Annotated in this window: 27 protein-coding genes; 18 read left to right on the top strand and 9 right to left on the bottom strand. The window is 47.6% G+C overall.

Going from position 1 to position 22596, the window contains the following annotated elements; translation table 11 throughout:
• Positions 1–46 precede the first annotated feature (46 nt).
• The 11 genes from ACXAGC_RS16615 (at position 47) to ACXAGC_RS16565 (ending at position 8978) form a co-directional block, all read left to right on the top strand.
• Positions 47–1381 carry a sigma-54-dependent transcriptional regulator gene (locus tag ACXAGC_RS16615; protein ID WP_303574538.1) on the top strand — a complete coding sequence of 445 codons (1335 nt, stop codon included), beginning with the start codon at positions 47–49 and terminating at the stop codon, positions 1379–1381.
• A gap of 11 nt (positions 1382–1392) precedes the next feature.
• Positions 1393–1617, top strand: coding sequence for a histidine kinase dimerization/phospho-acceptor domain-containing protein (locus ACXAGC_RS16610; protein WP_119500980.1), 225 nt, complete (start codon positions 1393–1395; stop codon positions 1615–1617).
• Positions 1618–1623: 6 nt separating this feature from the next.
• Complete coding sequence (locus ACXAGC_RS16605) at positions 1624–3135, top strand: sensor histidine kinase (protein ID WP_474845586.1); 1512 nt, start codon at positions 1624–1626, stop codon at positions 3133–3135.
• Positions 3125–3577: a response regulator gene (locus tag ACXAGC_RS16600; RefSeq protein ID WP_474845584.1), complete on the top strand. Its 453-nt coding sequence runs from the start codon at positions 3125–3127 to the stop codon at positions 3575–3577. Before ACXAGC_RS16605 ends, ACXAGC_RS16600 begins: the two co-directional genes overlap by 11 nt.
• A gap of 37 nt (positions 3578–3614) precedes the next feature.
• Positions 3615–5666, top strand: a complete 2052-nt coding sequence (locus tag ACXAGC_RS16595) for a response regulator (RefSeq protein WP_474845582.1) — start codon at positions 3615–3617, stop codon at positions 5664–5666.
• Between the two features lie 175 nt (positions 5667–5841).
• Entirely contained in the window at positions 5842–6171 is a 330-nt protein-coding gene (locus ACXAGC_RS16590; protein WP_474845580.1) for a DUF883 domain-containing protein, read from the top strand.
• A 1-nt stretch (position 6172) separates the two neighbouring features.
• Positions 6173–6751, top strand: a complete 579-nt coding sequence (locus ACXAGC_RS16585; RefSeq protein WP_474845578.1) for a hypothetical protein — start codon at positions 6173–6175, stop codon at positions 6749–6751.
• Positions 6748–7005, top strand: a complete 258-nt coding sequence (locus ACXAGC_RS16580; RefSeq protein WP_303574544.1) for a hypothetical protein — start codon at positions 6748–6750, stop codon at positions 7003–7005. Before ACXAGC_RS16585 ends, ACXAGC_RS16580 begins: the two co-directional genes overlap by 4 nt.
• 9 nt (positions 7006–7014) lie before the next feature.
• Entirely contained in the window at positions 7015–7590 is a 576-nt protein-coding gene (locus ACXAGC_RS16575) for a CC0125/CC1285 family lipoprotein (protein ID WP_474845576.1), read from the top strand.
• 151 nt (positions 7591–7741) lie between these two features.
• Positions 7742–8287: a type II secretion system protein gene (locus ACXAGC_RS16570; RefSeq protein ID WP_474845574.1), complete on the top strand. Its 546-nt coding sequence runs from the start codon at positions 7742–7744 to the stop codon at positions 8285–8287.
• 229 nt (positions 8288–8516) lie between these two features.
• Positions 8517–8978 (top strand): ferritin family protein, encoded by a 462-nt coding sequence (locus tag ACXAGC_RS16565; RefSeq protein ID WP_474845572.1) that lies wholly within the window; start codon positions 8517–8519, stop codon positions 8976–8978.
• A gap of 24 nt (positions 8979–9002) precedes the next feature.
• On the opposite strand, the gene yfbR is transcribed toward ACXAGC_RS16565, so the two are convergent.
• On the bottom strand, positions 9003–9647 hold the full coding sequence (yfbR, locus tag ACXAGC_RS16560; RefSeq protein WP_474845570.1) for a 5'-deoxynucleotidase: 645 nt from the start codon (positions 9645–9647) through the stop codon (positions 9003–9005).
• Positions 9648–9940: 293 nt separating this feature from the next.
• Between yfbR and ACXAGC_RS16555 the strand changes: the two genes are divergently transcribed.
• Together ACXAGC_RS16555 and ACXAGC_RS16550 are read left to right on the top strand one after the other, a co-directional pair.
• The gene (locus ACXAGC_RS16555; RefSeq protein WP_070125299.1) at positions 9941–10117 is read left to right on the top strand and encodes a DUF1328 domain-containing protein; all 177 of its coding nucleotides are present in this window, start codon (positions 9941–9943) and stop codon (positions 10115–10117) included.
• Between the two features lie 30 nt (positions 10118–10147).
• Positions 10148–10342, top strand: a complete 195-nt coding sequence (locus ACXAGC_RS16550; protein ID WP_119500971.1) for a hypothetical protein — start codon at positions 10148–10150, stop codon at positions 10340–10342.
• A 52-nt stretch (positions 10343–10394) separates the two neighbouring features.
• On the opposite strand, the gene ACXAGC_RS16545 is transcribed toward ACXAGC_RS16550, so the two are convergent.
• The 5 genes from ACXAGC_RS16545 to ACXAGC_RS16525 form a co-directional block, all read right to left on the bottom strand.
• Positions 10395–10937, bottom strand: a complete 543-nt coding sequence (locus tag ACXAGC_RS16545) for a DUF6942 family protein (RefSeq protein ID WP_474845568.1) — start codon at positions 10935–10937, stop codon at positions 10395–10397.
• Positions 10938–11027: 90 nt separating this feature from the next.
• Positions 11028–13475, bottom strand: coding sequence for an efflux RND transporter permease subunit (locus tag ACXAGC_RS16540; protein WP_474845566.1), 2448 nt, complete (start codon positions 13473–13475; stop codon positions 11028–11030).
• Entirely contained in the window at positions 13426–14328 is a 903-nt protein-coding gene (locus ACXAGC_RS16535; RefSeq protein WP_474845564.1) for an MlaA family lipoprotein, read from the bottom strand. The genes ACXAGC_RS16540 and ACXAGC_RS16535 overlap by 50 nt, the downstream gene beginning before the upstream one ends.
• Positions 14315–14656, bottom strand: a complete 342-nt coding sequence (locus ACXAGC_RS16530) for a hypothetical protein (protein ID WP_474845562.1) — start codon at positions 14654–14656, stop codon at positions 14315–14317. Before ACXAGC_RS16530 ends, ACXAGC_RS16535 begins: the two co-directional genes overlap by 14 nt.
• 53 nt (positions 14657–14709) lie before the next feature.
• Entirely contained in the window at positions 14710–14877 is a 168-nt protein-coding gene (locus ACXAGC_RS16525; RefSeq protein WP_161599134.1) for a hypothetical protein, read from the bottom strand.
• Positions 14878–14914: 37 nt separating this feature from the next.
• Here ACXAGC_RS16525 and ACXAGC_RS16520 point away from each other — a divergent pair, with 37 nt between their 5' ends.
• Complete coding sequence (locus ACXAGC_RS16520; RefSeq protein ID WP_474845560.1) at positions 14915–15148, top strand: hypothetical protein; 234 nt, start codon at positions 14915–14917, stop codon at positions 15146–15148.
• A 138-nt stretch (positions 15149–15286) separates the two neighbouring features.
• Here ACXAGC_RS16520 and ACXAGC_RS16515 read toward each other — a convergent pair whose 3' ends face one another.
• Positions 15287–15889: a BON domain-containing protein gene (locus ACXAGC_RS16515; protein ID WP_474845558.1), complete on the bottom strand. Its 603-nt coding sequence runs from the start codon at positions 15887–15889 to the stop codon at positions 15287–15289.
• Between the two features lie 261 nt (positions 15890–16150).
• Between ACXAGC_RS16515 and ACXAGC_RS16510 the strand changes: the two genes are divergently transcribed.
• Positions 16151–17137, top strand: coding sequence for an endonuclease/exonuclease/phosphatase family protein (locus ACXAGC_RS16510; protein ID WP_474845556.1), 987 nt, complete (start codon positions 16151–16153; stop codon positions 17135–17137).
• A 58-nt stretch (positions 17138–17195) separates the two neighbouring features.
• Here the strand turns inward: ACXAGC_RS16510 and ACXAGC_RS16505 are convergent, their stop codons facing one another.
• Entirely contained in the window at positions 17196–17582 is a 387-nt protein-coding gene (locus ACXAGC_RS16505) for a response regulator transcription factor (RefSeq protein ID WP_474845554.1), read from the bottom strand.
• Between the two features lie 406 nt (positions 17583–17988).
• The gene (locus ACXAGC_RS16500; RefSeq protein WP_474845552.1) at positions 17989–18519 is read right to left on the bottom strand and encodes a hypothetical protein; all 531 of its coding nucleotides are present in this window, start codon (positions 18517–18519) and stop codon (positions 17989–17991) included.
• Between the two features lie 272 nt (positions 18520–18791).
• Between ACXAGC_RS16500 and ACXAGC_RS16495 the strand changes: the two genes are divergently transcribed.
• The 3 genes from ACXAGC_RS16495 to ACXAGC_RS16485 all read left to right on the top strand — a co-directional run bounded on the left by ACXAGC_RS16495 (position 18792) and on the right by ACXAGC_RS16485 (position 22594).
• Positions 18792–20900 (top strand): TonB-dependent receptor plug domain-containing protein, encoded by a 2109-nt coding sequence (locus tag ACXAGC_RS16495; protein WP_474845550.1) that lies wholly within the window; start codon positions 18792–18794, stop codon positions 20898–20900.
• Between the two features lie 108 nt (positions 20901–21008).
• Positions 21009–22070, top strand: coding sequence for a hypothetical protein (locus ACXAGC_RS16490; RefSeq protein ID WP_474845548.1), 1062 nt, complete (start codon positions 21009–21011; stop codon positions 22068–22070).
• Positions 22070–22594, top strand: a complete 525-nt coding sequence (locus ACXAGC_RS16485; RefSeq protein WP_474845546.1) for a response regulator transcription factor — start codon at positions 22070–22072, stop codon at positions 22592–22594. The genes ACXAGC_RS16490 and ACXAGC_RS16485 overlap by 1 nt, the downstream gene beginning before the upstream one ends.
• Positions 22595–22596 lie beyond the last annotated feature (2 nt).

Genomic DNA, 22596 nt, shown 5'->3' with positions numbered 1-22596 from the left:
GTAAAACGTACATTGCGACAATAATTTTTACTAAAGGACTAACACAGTGCTGACTGTTTTACTTGTGGATGACGACCCTGAGTTTACCGAGGTAGCTTGCACAATTATCGAATTTTTGGGTCATGACATTCTGACCGCAGGCAACCTTGCCGAAGCCAGGGAATGGCTGGAAAAAGAAACCTTCGACCATGTTCTGCTGGATTTCATGCTCCCCGACGGTAGCGGCGTCCACCTTTTTGAAGAACTCGATGCCCTGCCCAAACGTCCCAAAGTGACGTTAATTACCGGCCATCCTTCTGTCCGCGGCATTATCAAGGGCCTGTGCGGGCCGAATATCGATTATCTGGTCAAGCCCATACAGCGGGAAGACATCGAAGCAGCCCTGTCCGGTAAAAAAGAAAAACCGGCTTCCGGTGGTAATAAAATTAAGAAGTATTTCGGTCATCTCATTGGTGAATCAGCGCCAATGAAAGAACTGTATAAACTTATTGAACGGGTAAGCCGCACGAGCGCAAACGTCATGTTGCTGGGTGAAAGCGGCGTGGGTAAAGAAGTGGTTGCCGCCTCAATTCATCAGGCCTCTGATGTGACCGGCCCGTACATCGCCACCAACTGTGGTGCGTTTTCTAAAGAATTGATCGGCAGTGAATTATTTGGTCACGAAAAAGGTGCTTTTACCGGCGCGGTGAATCGTAAGGAAGGGGTATTTGAACAGGCTGAAAGCGGTACGCTGTTTTTAGATGAAATCACTGAAATGCCTATCGATATGCAGCCTAACCTGTTACGGGTACTGGAAAATAAAGTGGTCATCCGCGTGGGCGGAACCAAAACCATTCCGGTAAACTGCCGCGTCGTATCAGCGACAAACCGCCGGATGGAAGAAATTGCTGAAAGCAAAGTATTACGGGAAGACATCTATTTTCGTCTCGCCGTGTTTCCCATTACGATCCCGCCATTGCGGGAACGCAAGGAAGATATTCCGCTTCTGGCCATGCAATTTATTGAAGAATTCAATAAAGAAAATGATACCCGTTTTGAATGGGATGAAGCCCAGCTCGATACCCTCACTGCTTACGACTGGCCGGGTAACGTACGTGAACTGCGTCACTTTGTGCATCGTGCTGCCATCATGAGTGACCCGGATAAAACCAACATAGAATTACCGAAAACAATTGAATCTCCTTTCGCGAAAAAACAATCGACGACGACGGCGCTGGAAGCCGGACGGACCATTGAGGATGTGGAAAAAGAACTAATCTATGCCACTCTCGAGAAAGTGAACGGTAATAAAACACTGGCAGCAGAGATGCTGGGGATCAGTACCAAAACACTCTATAACCGTTTGCACGCATACGGTGATTTGAGCAAAGACGAGTCCTGAGGAAAGGATCCATGACTGATGAAAAGCTGGCGGTAATTGCAAAGTGGGTACATGATGCAAGAAAACCGCTCAACCGCATCTCGATGCAGGCCGAACTGGTAAAGATGGCGCTGAACGGCGATATTCCGGTAGAAAAAGCGCAGGAAGCGCTGGATAAAATTATCGTAAGCACAAAAGATTGCAGCCACGCCCTGACAGAAATGATGGATGAACTGGCCAGCGGCACGGCGGAATAATAATGTATGCTGAATAAAGTTGTTCAATCTGCTTACAGTTGGATCACGCTGGTTACCGTGGTCATTGTTATTATTACCGGAAATGCATTTTACGTTGTCAGTACACTGGATGAGCTTGCCTCTCTTGAGAGCAGGCTGTTCAGTACTAACCGCGTGATCAATGCTATCAATAAACTTCACATGGCTGTACTTCGTGCTGAATCCGGGCAACGGGGTTACCTGCTAACCAAAGATGAAGCCTACCTCACCGATTACACCATCACCCTGAACAAGCTCAATGAACTGCTTGAAGAAGTTGAAGCCGCATCTGTGGAATCGGATCTTCCCGAACAGGAAGATAATATCGAAGATTTAATCGATTTGAGTAAGGCGAAAATTAACGAGCTTATCAAAACTGTAGAGCTTACCCGTGCCGGTGAATACTCCGAAGCACTGTCTCTGGTGAATACCGATTTGGGCCTGAGCTTATACGATGAATTCGATTTACGTTATGACAGGGTGGATGCCACGGAAAGAGAGGCACAGGTCAAGCACCTCGACAGCCTGATGCGCCTGCGTTCAGACTCGGTAACGACCCTCATTATTTCCGGTATTACTACCGGTTTACTGATTATCGCTATTCTTATCTTATTGCGCCTTAACTTGCGGGAAACCGTTAAGCATCAGCGGGATCTGGAAGAATACAACGAAGAACTGGAAGATAAAATTGAGGGTCGCACGCAGGAACTCAAACTGTATGCAGATGAGCTATCCCGGAGCAATCGCGAACTGGAAGATTTCGCTTTCGTCGCCTCCCATGACTTGCAGGAACCGTTAAGGAAGATTCGCGCTTTCGGTAACCGTCTGGAAGCTGGCTATGCTGACGTGATGGATGAACGGGGAAGAGACTTTCTGCAGCGCATGCTCAATGCAGCTGAACGCATGTCGATGTTAATCAGTGACTTACTCGCCTTCTCCCGGGTGACCACAAGAGGTAAGGACTTCTCAAAAGTTGCCTTGTCTGAGATCCTCGACAATGTCACCAGTGACCTGGAAATTGCAATAGAAGAATGCAAAGCCACCATCAATGCAGGCTCCCTGCCGGTGGTGCAGTGCGATAAAACGCAAATTGAACAATTGTTGCTCAATCTGATGTCCAACGCACTTAAGTTCAGATCCGAAGACACACCACCGGTTATTTCCCTGAATTCCCGCCCATCCGCAGAGGAAGAACTCGAACCCATTTTATTGAAAGATGAATACGAATGGGTAACCATCACAGTTGAAGATAACGGCATTGGCTTTGAACAGTCTTTTGCTGAAAAAATATTTGCGCCGTTCCAGCGTTTACATGGCAGAAGTGCCTACAAAGGAACGGGCATTGGACTAGCCGTTTGCCGCCGGATTGTTGAGCGGCACAATGGCGTTATAAAAGCATTCAGTGAACCGGGCAAAGGATCGCGCTTTGTCATTACGATGCCTGTCGATGGCGAACCGTTTGCGACAAACAGCGAAGGAGTAGTAAAACATGTCTCTTAAACATGCCACCCCGATAAATATTCTGATGGCAGATGACGACGAAGACGATCGTCTGCTTACCCTCGATGCACTTAAAGAAAGCCGTGTACTGAATAATCTGTATTGCGTCGAAGACGGTGTAGAGCTTCTGGAATACCTGCGCCGTGAAGGAAAATATGCCGATCCGAAAGACTCGCCCCGTCCCAGTCTCATTCTTCTGGATTTAAATATGCCCAGGAAGGACGGCCGTGAAGCCTTACAGGAAATCAAGGCTGATCCGTCGCTCAGAGGCATTCCTGTGGTCATTTTGACGACATCGAAAGAGGAAGAAGACATGCTGAAAGGCTATGATCTCGGCTGCGCTTCATATATTACCAAGCCGGTAAATTTTGAAGGTCTGGTTGACCTCATGCGGGCATTAGGACGTTACTGGATTGAGTTTGTAGAGTTACCCCACGATTAAAAGTGGGCAGCAATAAATAGTGCACGGGGAAACGAGCGTGGCAGAAGTTATTCGGGTTTTACTGGTAGAAGACGATGAGGATGATTATTTCCTCACCGCCGACTATATGTCCCAGTGTGAAGACCCTAAATTCCACATCACATGGGTGACAAACGGCAAAGCCGCCATCGATGCTTTTCAGAAGCGCACCTTTGATATCTGTTTGCTGGACTACATTTTAGGGGCAGAAAACGCGCTTGATGTGCTTGCCACTTTTAAAGCTGCAGGTATCACTGTTCCTGTTGTCATTCTGACTGGCCAGACAGACAGTCAGGTGGATGACATGGTGATGCGTGCCGGTGCAGCTGACTATCTGAACAAAAGCGAAATTGAATCCCCCCGTTTCATGCGGACTATGCGATATGCCATGGTTCGTCGCGAGATAGAAAACGAGCGCATTGAACGTCATAAAGTTGAGCAACAAAATAAAGCAAAAGATAAGTTTCTGGCCCACCTTGGCCATGAATTACGCACACCGCTGACATCCATTCTGGGCTACACCGAGCTGCTGCTTGACGATGAAGCCAACGAACCGATGAACCAGGAACTGTCGATTATCCACACCAACGGCAAACACCTGCTCAGTTTGCTGAACGATTTGCTGGATATGTCACGCATTATGGCCAATAAGCTTGAGCTTTCACTCAGAGAAGTGAATCTCAACGGCTTTCTCACAGACGTCCATTCACTGATGAATCTCGCTGCGAAAGACAAAGGGCTTTGCATGGAAGTCTTTTCGCAAAACGATATACCGGATTTTATTACTGCTGATCCCACACGGCTCAGACAGGTATTAATCAACCTAATCAGTAATGCGGTTAAGTTTACTGATACCGGCACCATCCGGGTGTCAGTAGAAACTCTGCCTCCACGAAAATCTGATAATAAAGAATTGCTGTTATTCCGGGTTACCGACTCGGGTATCGGTATGCCGCCGAACAAACTGGATGACATCTTCCGGCCTTTTGAACAGATCGAAGATGTTATGCGGGCTAACCATGGCGGCGCGGGTCTGGGTCTGGCGATTTGTCGTGAACTGGTGTCCAAAATGGGCGGAGAAATCAGTGTTGAGTCAGTATTTGGCCGCGGCAGTACTTTCTCTTTCACCATTGACCCCGGTGACATCAGCGAACAGCATTTTGACGTATTCCGGTTATCAGCGCCAACGCCGGATGAACTCAGCAAGAACCATCTTCATGTCACAGGCCGGGTACTTATCGTCGACGACTTACGTGAACTGAGAAAGTTGACCGGTCACATGGTCAGTCAGTGTCATGCAACTGTGTCCTATGCTGAGAACGGTGTTAAAGCGCTGGAAGCCGTTTTGCAGGCTGAACAAGCGGGTAAACCTTATCACCTGGTGCTGATGGATATACACATGCCCGTGATGAACGGTATTGATGCCCTTAAAGCCATGCGTAAACACCAGTGTAATGTCGCCGTAGTGGCAATTACCGCCGCCAGCAGAAAAGGCCTGAGACAGTCGCTGCTGGACGAAGGATTTGATGATGTGCTGGGCAAGCCCATCGATAAGCCCGCGTTGTTCGAAATACTGGATCGTTATCTAATCAGCACGCCGGGAATGGCAAAGCCTTCAGAAGATGAAGCATCCAATGTCAATAAAGCGCTGGAGTTTGTACCTTATAAAACAGCTGAAACGGAGTCCTCTTCCCCGCTTTCAGATACCAGTGACAATCAACCCGGTGATTCTGACGGAAAACAGGTATTACTGGTTGAAGATGACCACGATGCTGCAGAACTGATGAAGTTGTTGCTCAGTCACCTCGGCCACAGTGTTGAGGTTGCTCATAATGCCCGTGACGCGAAATCCCTCATTGCCATTAAGCCATTCGATGCCGCCCTGCTGGATTTAACCCTGCCGGATGCTGACGGGATCAGTCTTGCCTGTGACATCCGTCAGGACCATAAAGATTTAAAGATATACATTGTCAGTGGCCGTGAGCCTGATGAAAATGACTTAAAAGACATCGATATCGCCGGCACATTGCTCAAACCTGTCAACCGGAACGATCTTGCCACGCTGTTTTAGTAAGAGGTTGCCTGCAATTATTACAGGCAACCTGTAACAAACTCAGGTACGGGCAAACACTATAAATTCCCCGAAAAAGCAAAAATTATTAAATATCAACACCTTGTAATAAACAATCGTAGTGGTATTGGCCTTGCAATACTCCTTATGAACATTCCAAAAAGGAGAAATTATTATGGCTAATGCAGCATCAACCGCTTCACCAGCTTCAGCAACAAAGACATCTAACGGTGTGGCTGATTCGACTCATCCTTTTACAGACAAAGCTCAGGCGTCTCTGCACTCGTCTGTAGATAAGCTGGCTGAATCAGCGGCCCGTGCCGAACAGAATATCCGCTCCACCGCGTCTGACTCTGCTGACAACATGGCAGCACGTAAGGCGCAGATGGATGCGAAGTGGAAGGCCTCAGGGGTACGTAAGTACGCCATTGAAAACCCGGTAGCCACTGCAGGTATCGCGTTTGCTGCAGGTATGCTGGTTACTTCACTTTTACGTAAAAAGTAACATGGGCGTCAGGGAGCCGACTGGTCCCGGTGAAGAGATGGTCACCGGGCACATTCCCGACGACCCCCCGGTCAGTGATACTGACCGGGGTTTTTCTCCTTCCCGCTCAGAATTCCCGGAAGGCCGTCAGGATCCTTATACTGAAGACGCAGGCAACGAAGAAACTGAGACTTCCGATGAGTCTGATCCTTCGCTCGACGACATGATAACCAATGCGCAATGGGTGCTGTTCCAAAAGCAACAGGAATTGATAGCACTGACGGAACTTACCGCAGCCGAAGTGAATGTTGCCAGGCAATCAGTGGTAGTTACCGGCATATCAATTCTGGCGTCATTCGTGTTTGCCTGCTTCTGCTGGCTTATCGCCAATATCGGTATTGCCATCACATTGCATCATTTCAACGTTCACAACGGCGTAACAGCACTGATTGTTTTTGTGCTTAATCTCGCTCTGGCGGTGGCTGCATTTGCGATAGCCAGAAATGCTTACCGCTATATTTCGCTGATGCCTGCAGTCAGAACGCTGTTGCAGGCTGTTGGTGTGAACAAAGAGGAAAAACAGGAGGAAACAAAATCATGAACCTGTTTTTAAGTTCGGCACTCCGCGCCCGTGACAAGGCGCAGGAAAACTACGAAATATCGCAATATGAAAGTGCGGTTGCAGTGAACCATGCTAAAGTGACAGCAAGACTTTTTGTTGCCCGCCCCGAAACCCTGCTTACCTGTTTCGGTGCCGGTGCCTGGAAAGGTGCAACCAGTGATGATCCACCCGGCAAGCGCCGGCAAGCCCTGTTTGCTTTTGCCCGCACGGCAGTTTTCAATTTTTTAGGATAAGGACACCTTATGTCAGGTTTTGCATCAGGATTAATGATTAAAACGCGCAACGTATTTTTACCGGTTTTAACAGCAAGTGTGCTGATTCTCAGTGCCTGCAGCAGTGTTCCGGACTCAGCGCCAACGCCATATAAGGCGGCAAAATCTGAGAAACAGTACGGATATTCATCTGTTCAACTGTCTGATGCGGAGTACAGGGTGATGTTCCGCGCCACAGAAGCCACCGATGCGGCGCTGGTGCAGGAATACACTTTATACCGCGCAGCTGAAATCGCTCAGGCCGCCGGCTATCAGTATCTGGCTATCGTGAAAACAGATGTTGAACGCAAAATGACTACCGGCAAACGCCTGGTAAAAGACACCAGTGCTGCTCAAATCCCTGTACTGCAGGAAGAACAATGCACAATGTCAGGCTGTTCCGGCGTAGCCCAGCCATTCCCGGCGCAAACCACAGAGATGACCGTTGAAACACAGACCATGGAAGACGTGTATTTTTCAATCATGGTTAGAATGAGCAATGATGCGGCAACTCTGGGTAAAAAAGCGTTCACCGTCAGTGAACTGCTGGCAAACAAACCTGCCTGATATCTGAATTGTAAGCATCGCCGGGGCAGCCATTTACTGATTCTGCTCTATACCTGATAAACGCCTGAAATACCCGTTTCAGGCGTTTCTTTATTGGCGCAAACGTTCCTTTCCTCTATTCTCATCATGTCGTTAATAAGAACCTTATACCATGATGAAAACTATTAAATATTCTGCAGGCTTTACATTAATCGAACTGGTCATCGTCATTGTCATTCTTGGCGTGCTGGCAGTAACAGCTGCTCCCCGTTTTATTGATTTATCTGAAGATGCCACCAATGCCGTCACTCAGGGTCAGATGGGCGCATTCAAGTCAGGCATTACGCTGTTACAGGCCAAATATCAGATTCGCCAGACAACGCCGATAAATATCGGCGGACAATCTGTAGATTTCACATCCGATGGCTGGGCTCAGGGTAGCACTGCGGACACCGCCGGCTGTGTGGACCTGTGGAACAAAGTTTACAGCAGCCCGGAACCGGTGAATGCGCTGGCCAGCTACAACAGTCCCCTGGTGACTGGCTGGAACGCTTACTACTACAGTGGCGCCTGCGGATACATTCCCGGTAATGCCGGCGAAGTATTTTACGATGACACCGGTAATCCGACTCAGGTACATTTCGTGTACTTCACTCAGGATCTCACTGTATCTACCTATTCCGGTAATGCAGGCGATGTGAAAATGTACAACCTTTAATTACTGTTATCAGCACTTAAAAGCCGGCATTGTTCTCAATGCCGGCTTTTACTTTTTTACAGAGCAAATTGTAAAGATGTATTTACCCGTTTCTTCCACACGCTGCCTGTTTAAGCACCTGGAAAAAAGTCCTTACATATCATAAATATAAATTTTCACTAGCAGAGACAGCATATGGCCTGATCCCTGCAAATTCCCATACAGAGTTTTGCAACAAAGGGAATCCGCTGTGTCTGCTGCTAATTATCCGTCTGATAATATTTCATATCTCATCAATGTGCTGCAAAGCGGTATCACGTTTTACAGTGACGGAATTAAAGCCGTGAGCTGCGACAGTACCCGCGCCCTGTTTTCGCGTATACTAAGAGAGAAGCAACAAGCCTGTACTGATCTCATGCCTTATGCAGGTCAGCACAGTGATTTTACTGAAACGTCTCTGCTTATCGAAGCGAGAAAACTCTATACCCATGTAGTCAGTAAGCTTTCTGCAAACAGTGAGCAGGTGTTTGTTGAGCAACTGATAGCGCTGGAATCACGGGTTCTGAGACAGTTTGATGATGCGTTAAACGAAAAACAGAGCCAGTCTTGTGCTCAGTTGTTGCGGAAAATCCGCACCCGCATGCAGCAATGTTATGATGAATTATTATCCCTGAAACAAGCCAGAACGCGGTTATTGAAAGACCGCGCCTGAACTGAGAACGTTAAACGTTCCCTATTATTCTTTAATATTCAGTGTATTAGCCCTTTCGACCCAGTCTAAATCGCGGGTCTGCTCATCCAGCGTTCCTTTTGCATCTTCAAGAAATACCTGACAGAAATAATCCACACATTTAAACGTGTCCCGGTATTTTTTCAATTGTATGTCCATTTCGTGCATAGCATTTGAAAACTCTGAGTTAGATTTTGATAACTCATAGTCACATTTCAGATAAGCACACAATACGTCTGCGGCTTTCGCCAGCGCCACATGAATATCTTCTTTATCCTGCTCAATCAGAGGCTGATAACGCTGACGTAGTGGTTCAGGTAACGTTTGAAGTAACATGGCTTCAAACCTTCGCTCCAGCTTTTTAATCGCCATGGTAGTTTCAGGGTCGTGATATTTTACCGGGCTGGGAATGTCGCTCATACCGGCAATTTCACTGCCTTCATGGAAAATAGCCATGGAGGCTACCCGGTCAGGCTCAACATCTTCGTTAAATACGTCTTTTGCAATTGCCCCGAGCATGTGAGCAGCCACCGCCGCTTCATAAATATGCGTTGATAACATTTCTTCCTGAAACTGCGCCATCAATGGCCAGCGTTTTACGTTTCTTGCTCTTTGCATCAAACCGATAAATGCAGAATGGTTTTTACTCATGAATAGTTGTCCGTGTATCGAAAGCGGGACCGGCACCGGCTGGCGGGCCACAGGTAAGCCGGATTAAATAAATGATGAAATATAAATCTAGTGTACCAGCGTCTCTCATGCACTGCATGAAAGCTTTCCGGAGACTGTGTAAAAAATGCAAGTAAGTTGTAACTACCGCCCTGTCCATCAGGCCCAAACGCAGCAAAACAAAAAATAAATCTTAATTTTCAACACCTTAAACAATGGCACAATACCAGCATAAGTTAATATGTCATTCACTAGAGCAATATGAGGAAATAATTATGCTAGGTTGGGCAGTTACATTTTTCATTATCGCCATTATCGCAGCAGTTTTTGGCTTTGGCGGCATTGCCGGTGCAGCATCAGGCATTGCTCAGTTTTTATTCTTCGTGTTTGTAGCGTTGCTGGTGATCTCTTTGATCGCAAATGCATTACGCGGCAAATCACCTAGAGTCTAACAATATACATTGGAACAAGGAGAAAGGACTATGAACTTATCTAAATTAATGCTTAAAGCACTGTTAGTAGCAGGTTTCGCATTCTCACTGGCCGCTTGTGGCGACGGTGAAGCAGAAAACGCAGGTGAAAAACTCGACGAAGTCGTTACCGATGCAGGTAATGCAGTCGAAGACGCCTGTGAAGATGCCAAAGAAGGCATGAATGCAGAAGACAAAGACTGCTAATCAGTTCTGAGAAAATCAAAACCAGACCTCCGGGTCTGGTTTTTTATGTCTGTCACCCCATAGCCTGTTTCAGTAAAGCCGGCCTCCTTCTGATCAGATAATTCAGAAAACCAATTTTTTCATTTGTCAGCTGCCGGTAGTCAAAATACGGCGTCACAACCAGTGACCGTTGCAAGCACACAGCAAAATCAGCCGTCAGCCATTCCACACTGTCTGTTAGTCCCAACGTCCCGGCAAAGGTTTTGCCCATCACAATATTTAATCTGGCGGGGTTAAAGTGTTCCGGCGCTTTAAACCAGAGTGCAGTACTTCCCTGCTCTGTCAGCAACAGCTCGTCACGATACTGCTGCCATGAGGAAATGCTTTGCGTTGTGCCGGCACTCTCTGACAAGGCAAATACCCATTTTGCGTAGACATTAAATACTTTACGCCAGCCGTTTCCGCATTCCCGGTTTATGTTCTCAATGAGGGTATTATTTGCCGGCAACAATTGTCCCGGAGGCCCCGTCAGAGGATAATCAGGCCGGTTTGCCATAAACACCTGAATACACGCCTCTTCACACCCTAACCCTGCAACGGAATCTGCCTCAGGCATTGCTCAGCTCCTTTCTCAGCCATCAGTAAAAAAGGCCTGCATCGCTGCAAGCCTTTATTCGTCTATATATCATACCTGATTGCAGGGGCATTACCCGCTACTTTTCTTACCAACAAAACGGTTTAGCAGCGCCGGCAATAAACTCAGGTCAGTAAACAGTGCCAGCAGCATCGCCAGTGCCGTCAGCAAGCCAAAATACACACTGGGTAAAAAGTCAGAAAAACCGAACAGTGAGAAACCCGTTGCAATAATGGTAGAGGTGAACAATATAGCCAGCCCGGAATGCCCGAACGCTGAACGGCTCCCCGCGTCTGCGCTGCCATCTCCCTGTTTCATACCAGACAGGTAACTGTGTAAAAAGTGAATGGTATCATCGACAGCTATGCCCATGGCTATGGCCGCAATAGTGATAGTCATAATATCAAGGGAAATACCGGACCAGCCTATAATCCCTAAAATTCCCAGCGTGGTGAGAATATTCGGTAGCAGCGCAATCAGTGTGACCTTAAGCGAGCGGAAAATAGCAAACAGCACCAGCGCCAGCACAGCATACACAATGCCGAGAGTTTTGATTTGGGAGTCAAACAGACGACTGAGAATATCCTGATACAACACGAACAGGTTAGTCAGTTCATACTGAGAATCATCCAGCCCCGTGGCTTTTAAGTCAGACTGCAGTTGGGTCATAAACAGTTGACGGTTCAGCCCTTCCGTAGTGTCCTGAATACGCGTAGAGATACGAAAGGCATTATCTTCAGCAGAAAAATACGCCCCCACCAGCTGATTTACGACCTTTTCATCCAGTAAACGGTAGATAGAGGTAAGCTCATACTCAGTAAGAGGTTTTCCGCCATTTAACTGTTTTGCCAGTTCAGTAAAATTTACTACCGACGTCACACTGCCTGTGGCGTCAAATGCCTTAATGGCCGCCTGCGCCAGCTGCAATTGTGCGACAGAATCTGCCGTCAGTACCAGTTCCTTCGACGCGTTTTGTTCATCCAGTGTAATAATGACATCCAGGGCAGTAGAACCACCAAATTCACGGTCGATAAACGCCAGTTCTTTGTAGATTTGCGTGTCTTTATCAAAGTAATTAATAAAGGAGTTTTCAACATTAAGCCGTGTGATGCCCGCAGCCATAACAGCAAACACAATGAGCACAAACCCGCTGACAGCCAATGGTGCGCGCATCGACAGCCCGCGCAGGCGTTCCAGCAATGCTTTAATAAAACCGTACTCTTTCGTTTCTTTACTGGCCGGTAAAAATGACAGCAAAGCCGGGAACAGCAGCAAACTTACCGCCATGGTGATCAACATGGAAGCCAGCATCATCCATCCAAATGCGACCACCGGCTGCAAGCCTGAAAAGATGAGAGCGCCGAATCCTATAGAGGTTGTCAGCGTGGCGTAAAAACAGGGAGACAGTTTATCTTCCAACGTAGCGATAATGCGCTGGCGTTGAGAATACTCAGGGTTATCCCGGCTTAATTCGCGGTAACTGCCAATAACGTGGATCATTACTGCCAGGGTAAGAATAAGTTGCAAAGCTACAAAATTTGCGGAAATGACCGTGGTACGTAAATCCAGCAACCCGAACAGGCCCATGGTCAGAAATACGCTTACTGTACAGGAAAGTAACGGAAAGAATACCCACTTAAATGAACGGTACAATAAGGCCAGAAGTAACACGATAACCGCAGCGATTGCGGTGCCAAAACTCACCAGGTCTGACTTGATGATATCTATAAGATGCTGGCCTACCACATAGGCACCGCCAAGGTAGGTGTTGGCTCTGTCAGACACAGACTGCGTGATTTGTTCAATTTGTTCGATTTCGGCTTTTCGCTGTGTGGTCAGTTGCTGACGGATAGGATCAGCCTTCGCCTTTAACGCTTCAATTTTCTTATTGTCGGCGTCACTGAGGCTCTTACCGTCAAGTACTTTGGCCTGAATGGCGGTAATTTCTTTGTCTATTTCTGCCAGTTCAGGATTGTCTTTAAAAACAATCTGAATGCCCGTTGCGGTTTCCTGACGGTTAACCAGCAGATCAGTAAAAATCGGATGGCCTGAAATCATCGATTTCATTTGCGCGGGAGAATACTGCTGCTTTTCCCATGACAGAGAAGCCACATCGGTATCACCGGTAAGTGCACCGGCATCATTAATAAGCGGCACGGTGATAATGGATGTCACAGCTTCAACACGGTCGATTTTCTTGATTTCTGCCGACAGCGCAGCAATATCATCAAATGTCTGCCGGCTGAACAGATCATGAGAAACCGGCTCATAAGCCAGCAGAATAAATTCCTGTGGGGCGAATGTCTGATCAGCAACCTGAGTCTGAATGTAGAGCTTGTTATCTTTCACCAGTAAGGTGTCTGCGGATGCATCAATGCGAAATTGCGATATGTATAATCCCAGCCACACTAAAACCGCAATAAAGAAAACCAGAATACCCCAGCGGGCTGAAACAATCCCTGCCGCCAGCTTACTGGTTATCTTGCTGTTCGCGTTCACTGAGTTCGAAGAGTTCGTCACGTCGCTGTCCCTGAATGTACTGATTACGGAAATAGATGTAAGGATCCTCAGCCTGCTCATACAGTTTCCTGTACGTATCTGACTGATTAGAGAAGTCATCAAAACCTTCAAAAATCCTCAATTGATAGCTTTCCGGTGGTTCGGCAATGTAATTTACCGGGTGGACAAACCCTTCGGTGAGCGTAGATAACGCGCCCCGGGAATCAGACGGACCTAAAATGGGAATAACCAGATAAGGGCCGGAGCCAATATCATAGCGTTGTAAGGTATTTGCGATGGTTTGCTTTTGCGGTTTGATGTCGAACCAGTCGGATGCCGGGTCGAATAAGCCGAGCAGTCCCACCGTAGAATTGATCAGAAAGCGCCCTAAGTTTGCACCAGCCTCACCGAACTCGCCGGCAAAGGTGTTATTGACCAGATTCAACGGCTCTCTGAGATTATCAAAGGCATTACCAATTTTGTCTCTCACCACCCCCGGCACTACATAATGATAGCCGTCTGCCAGCGGTAAAAGTACATACTGATAAGACACATTATTAAAGCTGAACATGGCCCGGTTGAAGCCTTCCCAGGGATCGTTGTAATACACCCCATCACCGGTATTCCCTGACTGAGGGGTATCACCTACTGCAACCACTACCGGAGAAACGGATACGGCTCCCTGGCTGGTTTGTACGGTAACGTCTTTCCCTTTCGCAAGCTCTTCAGCCAGTGCAGGTTCGTTTTTTTGAGGTTGTGTGTTGTCCTGCGGTTGTACAGCAGAATATTCAGGCATGTCGGGCGCGCTGGCACAGCCGCCCAATAAAAATACACAAATAATTAAGGCGAAAGCACCTTGTCTATAAGCTGGCATAGATACCACTTTCCTTCCTTTCGTGGTGATTCATTATATTTTGAGCCCGCTGCAGAGCTTCATCCCTGCTGTAGTCCCAGTCACTATCATCATAGTTACGGGCCAAATCAAGATAATGCTCAATCCTTTGCTTACGAATTTGATGAAACGAATTCGCCGGGTCAAAATCCAACTCATTAAATACCGCCTCAACTTCTGCCAGATCAGCACCAGTTGATGTTTCTGCCGGCGTTTCCCCCAGCCAGGTTGAAAGTTGCTTTCCGGACCCCAGAGCTACAAGACTGGTCAGAAGTAACACTGTCATTACTGCAATTTTTAAGTAATTCATGTTTTTCACCATCGTTGTTTAATTCAAGGACCGTCCGGATCGCTTTCCTGTACTTACTTAGCGGTCGCTGCCTCCGCCATCACTGCACCTGCTGTTGCCTTACCGGCTTTGTGGTCACGTTTGTCGTAGCGATCGAACCAGTTAAAAACTGGCTGCGAGTGAATGAGACGTTCAAAAGACGTTGACGGTAATGGACGGTGTTTAGTCTTCAGAAATTTCATACTGCTCCCTTGCGTGCGTAGGATTGAATTCCGGTAAATGACTTATTTACTCTCACAACTATTTCTAGTATTCCAATTTCCGCGCCATATTTTTAAAGACCTCACAGAAACGCCGCAAAAACCACCGCCACGCACCAACCTCATGACCGGCCTTTCCGTAACCTACTGTTTTATTAGACTTAAGTATCAATTCATTATCATAGAAGAAAAATCAGAGGAAAAAGGTGCAGGCAATAACACCCAAATAATTTCCGTTGACCCGGGAATTTGATGATACTTTTTTACTACAGGCAGGAAATATTTTCACAGACGGGAAGGAAGGTTTTTCAGCAAGGTTCACTAACCGGGACGCAATAAAAAAATGGGCTGAGATAACTCAGCCCTTTCCGGATTATGCAGTTAAAAAGTATTATTCACTTTTCATCGCTGTTTTCTGTTGAACGACCTTCAGGTTGTCTTCAACGTCTGTAACATCTGTGGCGTTTTTCGCAATCTCAACGGCCAGGTCACGCTCAGCGTCTGAGTCTACTGTACCGGTAAGCGTAACATTGCCCTGATCAACATCCACGTCGATATCAAAACCGGAAATATCAGAGTCCATCAGCAAACGGGTTTTAATTACAGTCGCGATTTTAGCATCTGTCAGTTTGCCGGTTGCAGAGTCCATGTCCATATCATCGCCGGCCATAGCTTCAGAGTCATGCTCTTCTACAATTGTCAGTTGGTTATCAACATCTGTTACGCCGTCGATATTTGCTACCAGCTCTTCCGCGAGCTTTTTATCAACCGAGTTGTCTACCTTACCGGTCAGAATAACCTTGCCATCCTGAACGTCGGTGTTGATGTCAAAAGAATTCAGATTACCGTTAAACAGTAATGTTGCTTCAGCTTTGCCGTCTATCCAGGCATCCTTGGCACCTTCCTCCCACTTGTTCGCAGTATCCATAGATCCTGCAAAAGCAGAAGTAGTTAATGTACCAGCTACTAACAGTGAAAGAATTGAACGTTTCATAATTTTGCTCTCCTTAATTATCAAGCAAAATAAGTGAAGCCAACTTCATGCCAGCAAATTAAACAGCTGAAATATATGATTTTTATAGTGGACTCCAACTTTCCGCTCTTTCCCTTCATGCAAACTTTTCTCAGAACCCCGTATTTTTTACCTTGCATTTACGATTGCTGAAATCACCTCGTTTGATCGAACCGGGCAGAAAGTCTTTATATAAGTAAGCTAAATATTTTGATTCCGGACAGTAATTTCAGCGGACGAACCATGACAACAGTACTCTCTATCATTACCCTTTTCTTTATTGTGGCTGCGATACTGCCTCACATACCCGGCCAGCACTGGTTAATCCGCGTATGGGAGTTTCCCCGTCTGCAGCAGGCGTTTATTTTACTTGTGCTCACCTTAGTCTGGACGTACTCGTATATCGAAACGCCCTTACTGGCGCTGTGCATGCAGGCCGGTGCTGTCTGCGCTTTGCTCTATCAACTTGCCTGGGTAATCCCTTACACACCGGTATGGCGCACAGAAGTGAATCAGGTACCGGCAACTGATGACGAACGCACAATAAGCATTCTCACCAGCAATGTATTAATGACTAACGATAACTATGACGCACTGATTAATCTTACCAGGCTACGTAAACCGGATATTCTGGTGACGCTGGAAAGCAACAAAGACTGGGAGCAGGCATTATCGGTCCTTCACGATGACTATCCCTACCGCCTCTCTTGTCCGCTGGAAAATCTTTACGGCATGCATCTTTATAGCCGGCGTCCCTTCGGCAACGAAAAAATCCGGTTCATTATTGAAGATGACGTACCGTCTATGGAAATCTGGCAGGAAATGGCGGGTACTCAGGTAAAAATCCATTTTGTACACCCTAAACCGCCAAGTCCCACAGAAAATAAATCTGCCGGACCCAGGGATAAGGAACTGACACGGGTAGGAAAAGAAATGGCAAAGTTAAAGCATCCGGCCATTGTTACCGGCGACCTCAATGATGTGGCATGGTCACCGACGACCCGAAAATTCAGAAAAATAAGTGGCATGCTGGATCCCCGTCGTGGCCGTGGATTCTTCAACACTTTCCATGCGGATTATCCGTTGCTGCGCTGGCCCCTCGATCATGTCTTTCATACTGAACATTTCGAACTGGTCAAAATAGAAAGAATGCCGGATGTAGGCTCAGACCACTTTCCCTTACTTACAACACTGAGATTAAGAACTGCTCCATCAATTGAACAGGCATAAAAAAACCTGTGGCTTTTCAGCTACAGGTTTCCATGAACTCTCTTTTGAGGGTATTTTGTCAGGCTGTGATTGCCAGCGGTTCCTGTGTGGCAAAGCGTTGACAACGACTCACAATGTCACGATAGTCTGAAGGATCCGGAACACTGTCATCTGCAGCGGCAAAGGCTGCGTTACCTGCGGGGTCTTGTCCGGGGTTCATCAGTAATACCGGCGAATCACAGGCTTGTTTTATTTGTGCCAGTATTTCCGCACCGGGTAAATCCGGCATCGCCACATCAAGCAGAATAGCGTCGTATCGCTGAGCCTTGCTCAGACGGATAGCCAGCTTTCCGCTGGCAGCAAAATCCACTTTCCATCCCAGTCCGGTCAAAAAGCAGGTTAACTGGCTTGCTACCACAGGATCGTCTTCAACGACCAGAATTTGTAAGATTGTACCGGGGGTCATGTTGCCTCCTTGCTGTTTTCACACTCTGTCCGCATTTCTGCGACAGGTCTCATAGACCCTAAAACTTAAGGAAACGCACATTTTACTCGTACTACAGGTGCAGCAATCAAGTTGCTACCTTTCTGCACTTCTATCTGCAGGATTTACGAGTGCAGAATTCACGCCATCTCTGTATAAGCGGCGTTTATTACGAATTTCATATACCACCGAGTCCGGAATTAGCCAAAAATATCAACAACTTAAATAAATAAGCGTGCTAATTTCATGATCAAAGGTAAGACAACATTACCATTAATGAAATTTGAAAAACAATTCTATCTGTGAATATTGTCCCCATTGCAGGCCAAATTGGGACAAGTCAACCGGCACCTGCTCACTTTTCGTGCAAACACCGGGGAAATGGATATCAGGAAAGGAAAGAATTAATTTTCCGGCATGCTTTATCGCGGGATATAAAGTGCGCAAGAGCCAGCAACCGGTCGTCCCGTGGCCAGACCGCCTGATTAAGGGTACTGACATCGTTTTCCGATAGCCGCTGCGTATCCAGTATAAGCGCCAGTGCTTTTTTATTCGGCTTTATCAGCGCGGGTTCAGCTGTGGTAACCAGACTGACAGGCACACATATAAATTCCCGCTTTTGCGGATCGCGGATCACGCAAATTTCATCGTCACTTGAAAGTACAGCCGGCCAGCCTTCAGCGATACGGCTTTGACCAAACATGGCCAGCGTAAACGCAATCAGTACACCAAACACGGTAAGTTGGAAAACCTGAGATAAATCAGGAGCCATAACCACAATAATGGCGACTACAACACAAAAAATACACCACGCAGCAAACACCCGGCGCATGGCCTTCGGGCTGATACCGGAAAAAATTGTTGCGTGTTTAAGTTGCTCTTTATCGAGAGTCTTAACAGAAACCAGATTATCAGACACTACAATATCCTACAGAATAACTTTATACCTGAAACGTATAACCAATATGATAAAGCCGCAACTAATCATTAGTATGACAAGGATGGACCGGATGAGCGGCTATTGTTACATGATTTCTGAGCCTGAATAAGGGCCTATCTTCCTTAAAGCCAAATAAATATCGCCAAACTTCTCAAACGCTTAACTTTTGAACATGTGCGACAATTTGCCGCATGTTGGTTTTGCGACGCCGCCGTTACACTATCGCCGGATTTAATAACCGGAAAATGTAAGTGAAACCATTCCCCTATGCTGTGTTGTCTGCAACCACACTGCTCAGTACATTAGCTTCTGCCGGAGAAACTCCGGTGGAAACCATCGAAGTCACTACCCGCCAGCCTCATCTTCATGGTGATGAGAACCTCTCATCACGCCTGGCACAAGCCGGTATCACGTTTTCTGCAGCAGGCGGTGTCTCTGCATTACCGGTGATGAACGGTATGATGGGTGACCGCATTCAGCTACTCACCGACGGTGTGCCTGTTACTGCAGCTTGTGGTAACCAGATGAACCCGCCTCTGTCATATGTTTCCGCTAATCAGGTCAATACCATTGCCGTTTTACCGGGCGTATCTCCGGTCAGTGCCGGCGGTGACAATATTGCCGGGGTTATTGCATTGTCTACTTTCACACCAGCATTCAATACAAGTGATACGGTAACGTTTGAGAAAGGGTCGCTGGGGTATTTTTATCAAAGCAACGACAATGGCAGAACGCTGAGCGCTGATGCCACTGTTGCCAGTGACACATGGTATCTGAGCTATGCAGGAAATCAGTCCAAAGCAGAAAGCTACGAAGACGGGCATGGTAACCTGGTACTTGATACCCTTTATAAAGCCACAAACCATTTGCTGAGTGGTGGTTATCAGGATGCATCACAACGCCTGCAACTGAGCATTTCTCACCAGCGTATCCCCTATCAGGGCTTCCCGAACCAGTACATGGACATGACTGACAATACCAGTACAGGCATTACGGCACTGTATCAGCGACAGTTCGGAGATATTGCCCTGGATGCCACCGCCAGTACCCGTCATACCACCCATGAAATGGGTTTCTTCACGGCGGAGAAAACAGGCATGATGCCAATGAACACAGACAGCCACGACACTGCACTAAAGCTGAAATGGACAATGCCGGCAGACAACAGCAGTACCTTTGTTTTTGGTCAGGAATATTACGCCAATCGCCTGGACGACTGGTGGCCGGCCGTAGAAGGCTCAGCTATGATGGGCCCCAATGACTACATCAACATTAATGACGGGGAGCGGGACCGCCTTGCAGCCTGGGCTGAATGGTTGTCCGCCGCTGATGAAGACTGGCAGTATCAGGCGGGACTGCGCGCTGAATATGTCACAACAGATACCGGTGAAGTTCAGGCATATGTAAACAGCAGCATGGATGGAATGTCCATGGGTGGCATGTCCATGGGCAGCGGGATGATGATGGCAAACAATCTGGCAGCAGCCAGCGCATTTAATTCAGCAGACCGCAGTCAGTCTGACACACTGTTCGACGCCACGTTGCTGGCTACACGCAAATTATCCGGCGATCAAAGCCTGACCCTAGGTATCGCAAGAAAGAACCGCGCCCCTAACCTTTATGAACGCTACAGCTGGGGAACCAGCGCCATGGCCACATCCATGATTGGCTGGTTCGGTGACGGAAACGGCTATATCGGCAACATCAAACTTGCACCTGAAACCGCCAGTACAGCCTCGGTGTCCTGGCAGGCAGAAAAATCAGACTGGGCAGCAGAAGTGAGTATCTGGTACACGCGGGTATCAGACTACATTGACGTCGACGTCACCGGTACTTTCAACCGCACAGAGTCCGCTGCGGGACAGAGAAACATTCTGCAATTTGTGAACACAGACGCTACTCTTACCGGTGCTGATGTAAAAGCATCGAAGCGTCTGTTTGACAATGAAGCAGGGGCACTGACCTGGAAAACAGCGTTCAGCTGGCAACAAGGTGAGCGCCGTCACGGAGAAGGCAATCTTTACCAAATCATACCGGTACAGAATACTATGAGCCTGGAATATGCCATATCGTCGTTCTCCGGTGCATTATCCTGGCAATGGACAGGCAGTAAAAACGATGTGGATAACCGGCGGAATGAGAACACCACTGACGCCTGGTCACTTCTGCATCTGTCTGCAGCCTGGCAACAGGGTAATATGACTTTCCACTTCGACATCCATAATTTACTAGATACCTGGTACGAAGAGCCCGCTGGCGGTGTCAACATTGCTCAATTTAAGCAAACGCCGGAACAGGGCTTCGCGCAGATTGCCGGAAGGGGGCGGTCTTTTGACCTTGGCGTAACACTGGCGTTTTAGCCTTAACACTTTATACTCTGCGGTTGTACGCCGCAGAGCACTCTATAATCAGGCCCGCTCTGCAGAAGCAGTACGCCGGAATAACAGACAATGCGGTAATCCACGCTGATGCTACTGATCTTGCTCACCCTGCTACCCGAAAAGCGCCGGCTGAACGCCGTAGCGTTGTTTATCTGCACAGTGATGGAAATCGTGCTGATAAACTGGCTTATCGGATTGAACGGTGCGGCCAGTAACCCCTACGCCATCATATTACTGATCCCCCTTGTCGCCGGTCTGGTTCAACTTCCCTTCAGGTTGGCCACGGCGGTATTGCTTATCAGTACCGGTGCCCAGTTATTACAACTGCTTGCTTCCCCTGCTTCTCATCATGATGGCATGGCGCAGCATGCGGCCAATATGGTGTGGAGTTTTGCCGGCACCAGCGTGTTTATCGCAGCCATCATTTTTTATTACCGCCGCCAGTTAAGAAAGCGCAATGCGGCTATTGTTGCGCTCAGAGAAACTCAGTTAAGAAATGAACAACTCCTGGCTATTGGCACTGCCGCCGCACAACTTACCCATGATGCTGCAACGCCGGTTCAGACAATTAATTTGCTATTGGAAGAATGGCGGGACAGCCCGGATCCGGCACTCATAAAAGAGCTTAGTGAACAGGTCAGCAGACTGAATGGTTTGTTATCTGACTGGCGGGAAGTGGCTGATGATGTCAGAGAGTCCCGCACCACAACCTACCGCAGTTCAGGATTAATCAAAGCATTACGGCATAGTCTGACTCTTGCCAGACCGGAAGCCCTTATTCACTGGCAAACCTGTAATAGCGATTACATTATTCACGCTGACCGCACTCTGCTGCCTGCGCTTACAAATATTGTCGTTAATGCCTGTGAGGAAGCGTCCGGTGAAGCAGACAACGGCGTGAGCATCACTCAGGTTGTCAGCACCGGCCAATGGACGTTACGGATAGCTAATCCGCTGAATAGTGCGCCACCTGAACACGCACCGGTCATCGGCTGGCAACTTGTTCACAGCGAAAAAGGAAACGGGGTTGCCAGTGTGCTGACAAACGCAACAATTGAGCGGTTCGGTGGCAAAGTCAGTTGGGAAATTATTGATAGCCGGGGCACTCTCACACTTGAAACCACGGTTATTTTGCCGGCAGAGCAATAATGCAGACTATCTTTATCATTGACGATGATCCCAGACTTTCACAAGTGCTTACCAGACGGTTTACCACCAAAACAGAATTTAACGTACATTGCTTTGCATCGGCCAGTGAAGCCATGCACCACCAGCAAACCGGTGTTTATGCAATTTTACTCGATATGATGTTGCAGGATGAAACCGGACTGGATTTTATTGAGCAGCTGGCCGCCCGCTTTTGCCCCCGACACCTGATTGTGATGACAGGATACGCCAGCATTCCTACCACCGTGCGGGCCATAAAAAGCGGTGCCACAGACTATTTAACCAAACCGGTTTCTTTCCAGACCATTTTGAAACGCCTCGGGGTGGTGTCAGCCGGAGATGAAAAAGAATCGCTGACACCGATGACGCCGGCACAGGCGGAGTGGGAACATATTCAGCGCACCCTGCACGATCACGCACACAATATTTCCGCTACAGCGAAGGCATTGGGAATGCACCGCAGGACTTTACAAAGAAAACTGCAAAAGATGTCACCGGGTAAATAATA

It is taken from the genome of Alteromonas sp. AWJ4_197 (assembly GCF_056160285.1).
Note: the sequence above shows the minus strand (reverse complement) of the source record. Positions and strands in the feature narration are given on the sequence as shown.

Excerpts from the sequence above, each read along its gene's own strand:
- ACXAGC_RS16610 (WP_119500980.1), top strand. The coding sequence starts at position 1,393 with ATGACTGATGAAAAGCTGGCGGTAATTGCAAAGTGGGTACATGATGCA.
- ACXAGC_RS16605 (WP_474845586.1), top strand. The coding sequence starts at position 1,624 with ATGCTGAATAAAGTTGTTCAATCTGCTTACAGTTGGATCACGCTGGTT.
- ACXAGC_RS16600 (WP_474845584.1), top strand. The coding sequence starts at position 3,125 with ATGTCTCTTAAACATGCCACCCCGATAAATATTCTGATGGCAGATGAC.
- ACXAGC_RS16590 (WP_474845580.1), top strand. The coding sequence starts at position 5,842 with ATGGCTAATGCAGCATCAACCGCTTCACCAGCTTCAGCAACAAAGACA.
- ACXAGC_RS16585 (WP_474845578.1), top strand. The coding sequence starts at position 6,173 with ATGGGCGTCAGGGAGCCGACTGGTCCCGGTGAAGAGATGGTCACCGGG.
- ACXAGC_RS16580 (WP_303574544.1), top strand. The coding sequence starts at position 6,748 with ATGAACCTGTTTTTAAGTTCGGCACTCCGCGCCCGTGACAAGGCGCAG.
- ACXAGC_RS16575 (WP_474845576.1), top strand. The coding sequence starts at position 7,015 with ATGTCAGGTTTTGCATCAGGATTAATGATTAAAACGCGCAACGTATTT.
- ACXAGC_RS16570 (WP_474845574.1), top strand. The coding sequence starts at position 7,742 with ATGATGAAAACTATTAAATATTCTGCAGGCTTTACATTAATCGAACTG.
- yfbR (WP_474845570.1), bottom strand. The coding sequence starts at position 9,647 with ATGAGTAAAAACCATTCTGCATTTATCGGTTTGATGCAAAGAGCAAGA.
- ACXAGC_RS16555 (WP_070125299.1), top strand. The coding sequence starts at position 9,941 with ATGCTAGGTTGGGCAGTTACATTTTTCATTATCGCCATTATCGCAGCA.
- ACXAGC_RS16550 (WP_119500971.1), top strand. The coding sequence starts at position 10,148 with ATGAACTTATCTAAATTAATGCTTAAAGCACTGTTAGTAGCAGGTTTC.
- ACXAGC_RS16545 (WP_474845568.1), bottom strand. The coding sequence starts at position 10,937 with ATGCCTGAGGCAGATTCCGTTGCAGGGTTAGGGTGTGAAGAGGCGTGT.
- ACXAGC_RS16535 (WP_474845564.1), bottom strand. The coding sequence starts at position 14,328 with ATGCCAGCTTATAGACAAGGTGCTTTCGCCTTAATTATTTGTGTATTT.
- ACXAGC_RS16530 (WP_474845562.1), bottom strand. The coding sequence starts at position 14,656 with ATGAATTACTTAAAAATTGCAGTAATGACAGTGTTACTTCTGACCAGT.
- ACXAGC_RS16525 (WP_161599134.1), bottom strand. The coding sequence starts at position 14,877 with ATGAAATTTCTGAAGACTAAACACCGTCCATTACCGTCAACGTCTTTT.
- ACXAGC_RS16520 (WP_474845560.1), top strand. The coding sequence starts at position 14,915 with ATGACTTATTTACTCTCACAACTATTTCTAGTATTCCAATTTCCGCGC.
- ACXAGC_RS16515 (WP_474845558.1), bottom strand. The coding sequence starts at position 15,889 with ATGAAACGTTCAATTCTTTCACTGTTAGTAGCTGGTACATTAACTACT.
- ACXAGC_RS16510 (WP_474845556.1), top strand. The coding sequence starts at position 16,151 with ATGACAACAGTACTCTCTATCATTACCCTTTTCTTTATTGTGGCTGCG.
- ACXAGC_RS16505 (WP_474845554.1), bottom strand. The coding sequence starts at position 17,582 with ATGACCCCCGGTACAATCTTACAAATTCTGGTCGTTGAAGACGATCCT.
- ACXAGC_RS16490 (WP_474845548.1), top strand. The coding sequence starts at position 21,009 with ATGCTACTGATCTTGCTCACCCTGCTACCCGAAAAGCGCCGGCTGAAC.
- ACXAGC_RS16485 (WP_474845546.1), top strand. The coding sequence starts at position 22,070 with ATGCAGACTATCTTTATCATTGACGATGATCCCAGACTTTCACAAGTG.